The sequence below is a fragment of the Pseudomonas sp. SST3 genome (genome assembly GCF_003325755.1).
Genome location: NZ_QORI02000132.1, coordinates 1 through 4,150, shown reverse-complemented (window position 1 = coordinate 4,150; position 4,150 = coordinate 1). Strand labels below are relative to the sequence as shown.

Annotated in this window: 1 protein-coding gene and 3 pseudogenes; 1 reads left to right on the top strand and 3 read right to left on the bottom strand. The window is 58.1% G+C overall.

What is annotated here, in order from left to right:
* Both DQ405_RS25075 and cyoA read right to left on the bottom strand, forming a co-directional pair.
* Positions 1-1,638: pseudogene (locus DQ405_RS25075) on the bottom strand (cbb3-type cytochrome c oxidase subunit I); the annotation flags it as partial.
* A 2-nt stretch (positions 1,639-1,640) separates the two neighbouring features.
* A pseudogene (gene cyoA / locus DQ405_RS25070) lies at positions 1,641-2,562 on the bottom strand (ubiquinol oxidase subunit II).
* 516 nt (positions 2,563-3,078) lie between these two features.
* Here cyoA and DQ405_RS27920 point away from each other — a divergent pair.
* Positions 3,079-3,276, top strand: a complete 198-nt coding sequence (locus tag DQ405_RS27920) for a hypothetical protein (RefSeq protein ID WP_241730216.1) — start codon at positions 3,079-3,081, stop codon at positions 3,274-3,276.
* 527 nt (positions 3,277-3,803) lie between these two features.
* Here DQ405_RS27920 and DQ405_RS25060 read toward each other — a convergent pair.
* Positions 3,804-4,150: pseudogene (locus DQ405_RS25060) on the bottom strand (sigma-70 family RNA polymerase sigma factor); the annotation flags it as partial.

Genomic DNA, 4,150 nt, shown 5'->3' with positions numbered 1-4,150 from the left:
GGGACGCGGTGGCCCATTCCAGGGTGCGCCCGTCCCACGGGTCGCCGGTGAGGTCGCGGTATTGATGACGGTTGCGGATGCTGACAAACAATTGCAAGGCTTGCGCCGCCACGCCGCAGAGGATGATTGCCACCCCCACCAACTCCAGCAGCAGCCAGGGCCGCCATTCGGGGTTGTCGAAATGATTGAGTCGGCGCGTCATGCCCATGAAACCCAGCACGTAGGAGGGCATGAACGCGAAGTAAAAGCCCACCAGCCAGCACCAGAAAGCGATGCGCCCCAGCTTGTCGTTCAAGCGGAAACCGAACGCTTTGGGGAACCAATACGTCAGGCCGGCCATATAGCCGAACACCGCGCCGCCGATGATCACGTTGTGAAAGTGCGCGATCAGGAACAGGCTGTTGTGCAGCAGGAAATCGGCCCCCGGCACCGCCAGCAGCACCCCGGTCATGCCGCCGATGCTGAAGGTCACGATAAAGCCCAGGGTCCACAGCATGGGCGTTTTCGAAGCGCACGCGCCGCGGTMSATGGTGAACAACCAGGTGAAGATTTTCACCCCGGTCGGCACCGCGATGATCATCGTCATGATGCCGAAGAACGCGTTGACGTTGCCCCCCGCGCCCATGGTGAAAAAGTGATGCAGCCACACGATGAACGACAACACGGTGATCGCGATGGTCGCCCATACCAGCGACACGTAGCCGAACAGCCGCTTGCTGCTGAAGGTGGCGGCAATCTCGGAAAAACACCCCGAACGCGGGCAGGATCAGGATGTACACCTCCGGATGCCCCCAGGCCCAGAATGAGGTTCACGTACATCATCGGGTTGCCGCCCGGCCCTCGTTTGGTGAAAAAATGCATAGCCAGGTAACGGTCCAGGGTCAGCATCAACAGGGTGGCGGTGAGGATCAATGCCGCCAGGATCAGCACCGACGTGCACAGCGCATTCCAGGTGAACACCGGCATCTTGAACAGCGTCATGCCTTCGGTGCGCATCTTCAGGATGGTGACGAAGAAATTCACCCCCGTGAGCAGCGTGCCGATGCCGGATATCTGCAATGACCAGATGTAGTAATCCACGCCGACGCCGGGGCTGTAGCCCAGCTCGGATAACGGCGGATACGCGACCCAGCCGGTGCGCGCGAACTCACCGACCCCCAGCGAAATGTTCACCAGCGCCGCACCCACCACGAACAGCCAGAAACTCAGGGCGTTGAGAAACGGATAGGCCACATCCCGAGCGCCGATCTGCAACGGCACGACGATGTTCATCAAGCCGACCACGAAGGGCATGGCCATGAAGAAGATCATGATCACGCCGTGGGCGGTGAAGATCTGGTCGTAATGTTCCGGCGGCAGGTAACCCGGCCCGCCGCTGGCGGCCATGGCTTGTTGGGTGCGCATCATGATCGCATCAGAAAACCCACGCAGCAGCATCACCAGGGCGACGATGATGTACATGCAACCGATCTTCTTGTGGTCCACCGAGGTGAACCATTCGCGCCACAAATAGCCCCACTTGCGTTTCCAGGTAATCGAGCCCACCAACGCCACCCCGATCAGGCCGACGATGGCCAGGGTGTACATCACAATGGGTTCAGTGGTTGGGATCGCGTCCCACGACAGTTTTCCGAACATGGTTACCGCTCCTCAGCCAGCAGACTTGGGTGTTGATCGGTGCGTTGTGCAGCGTCGCTCAATGGCGAGCGCCGGGGTTTATTGGCCTTGTTCATGCCTTCGTATTTATCGACGATGTCCAGGAACAAGCGCTCCTGTACCGCCGAGTAATAGGTCACCGGGTGCTTGAGGGTCGGCTTGGCCAATTGCGCGTAAGTGCTGTGGTCCAGAGAGGTGGCCGCGCCCTTGACCTTTGTCACCCAGGTTTGAAAGTCGGCAGTGCTCAGGGACAGCGTGGTGAAATGCATGTCGGAAAAACCGGGGCCGTTGTAGTTGGCGGCAATCCCTCTGAACTCACCGGTTTCGTTGGCGATCAGGTGCAACTTGGTCTGCATGCCGGCCATGGCGTAGATCTGCCGCCGAGTGCGGGAATAAAGAACGAGGTCATGGCGCGTCGGAGGTGACGGTGAAACTCACCGGCGTGTGTACCGGCAGGGCCAGTTCGTTGACGCTGGCGATGCCCAGGTCAGGGTAGATAAACAGCCATTTCCAGTCGGTGGCCACCACCTGCACATTGATCGGCGGGGTGTCTGACTCCAGCGGGCGATAGGGGTCGAGTGCGTGGGTGGTCTCCCACGTCACCCACCCCAGGACGATGATGATCAGCAGGGGAACGCCCCATACCACCGCTTCGATTTTGTGCGAACTGGCCCAGCGGGGGGAGTAACGCGCTTTTTTATTGGTGGCGCGGTAGCGGTAGGCGAAGACAAACATCATCACAATCACCGGAACGACCACCAGCAGCATCAGGCCCGTAGCGAGAATAATCAGGTCGCGCTCATCGGTTGCTACTTGCCCCTTGGGGTTGAATACCACCAGGTTGCAACTGGTGAGTAAGAAGAGGCTGGTGATAGTGACCAGGCAATAACCCATCGCTCGTTTCATGCCTTGCTCCTGTATTGGAAACTTGCGTTTTGCTGTGCCGAATCAGTGCTCAAGCGTTAACTAAGCGAAGCGCTTGTTAACCTCAGGAGCCGTCAGGTGTTAAACACTCGGCAATAAGGTGCCGTCAGTAGAAAAAGTGCTTCTACTGCTCGGTTTTATTGGCTTTTGCTGCCGCTCTGCAGGGCGCCTTTCGCCGCGCTCCCGAACATTTTGAATAGAGCCCGGTGGGTTGGTTTAACAATTTGTTTCCTCGCCTGACGAACGGTTTAACAGGCGAAACGGTAAAAGGTTTTTATCGGTGCATGATGGAGGTGGCCTTGCAGAAAGTCTGAATTCTGGTTAGGGATTTCAGTCGTTAGTTGATGGCCAACCCCACTAACGGTTTTGGAGAAGCGCTATGTTTATACGTGGCAACACCTATAAAGCCTGGGTCTCAAAAGCACTGAAAGAAAAAATGCTTCACCCGGGAAGTCGAAAACGGCTGCCATATCGAAGTCAGGGCCCGAGAGCGGGACGATGCTGATATTGAAGTGCTGCTCTGTGTTTTATACCGCGACGGGACAATGTGTGGTTGAACGCATCAAGCAGTTGCCGGGTGCCGAATGGACGGTGAATGACGCGCTCAAACGCGGTATTGATCAGGCGGAACGGATTGCCGGAGGTGAGTCCGGCCGACTGCCCTGTGCTGACGCTCACGTGCACGACGACGATTGAGTGGCTCCGCGATCTTGAATGTGGGAGCTGGCTTGCCTGCGATGACGGCCGACAGCCGGCGCCTATCTTCCTGATCCCAAACGATCCCAATGTGGGAGCGGGCTTGCTCGCGAAGGCGGCCTGGCAGGCGACACAGTTGGATTGTGTGCATATCCATTGCTGCGGTAACGGCCACTTAGGGTTCCGCCCTGACGGCGGCTCACTTTCGAAAAGCGCGAAAGTAAGCAAAGCGCTCTTGCCCCACCACTCGGCACCTCGCTTAGGCTCGGTGTGCCCGAACATAGTCTTGAATCCGTGGGCCGCCGCCACGCGCCATCCATGGCGCGGGGCGGCTAACCCGGCGTCCTGCCGGGTTACCCACGAATTCAAGCCTGCGTTCGGCCAGCGTGGTTTAACGGGGCGCCTGAGATCAAGATCAAAAGCAGATCAAGAGCGACTCGCTTCGCATCGTGGTTACCGTGGGCCCTTACCCAGAATGTCCTCGCTGTGCTCAAACCCGCCGCGCAAAACGTATCGCTATGACTGCCCGACACCTTGCGGCAATGCACCAGCGCATCGCGAATCATGAAGTTCACCAAGGTCGGCGACACCCCAAGCTCCTTGGCGATGTCTTTTTGCGGCACGCCATGCAAGCGGTACATCTCGAACGCGTAGCGGGTACGCTGGGGCAGTTGCGTCAGGGCGTCGGCGATGTTTTCCAGGGTGTTGAAATTGATGTGCGAGGTTTCCGGTGAAGCGCCGTGAATAACCACATTCAAGCCTTCCTCTTTCGGTCCCGGAGTATTGAGCTCCAGGGCCTGCTTTGCGTAATGATCGATCGCCAGGTTGCGTACGATCTTGAAACAGATAACTCAGTTGGGCCTTGAACGATGAG

What these genes read in the sequence shown, in the direction of transcription:
- DQ405_RS27920 (WP_241730216.1), top strand. Translation starts at nt 3,079, where the DNA reads ATGCTGATATTGAAGTGCTGCTCTGTGTTTTATACCGCGACGGGACAA.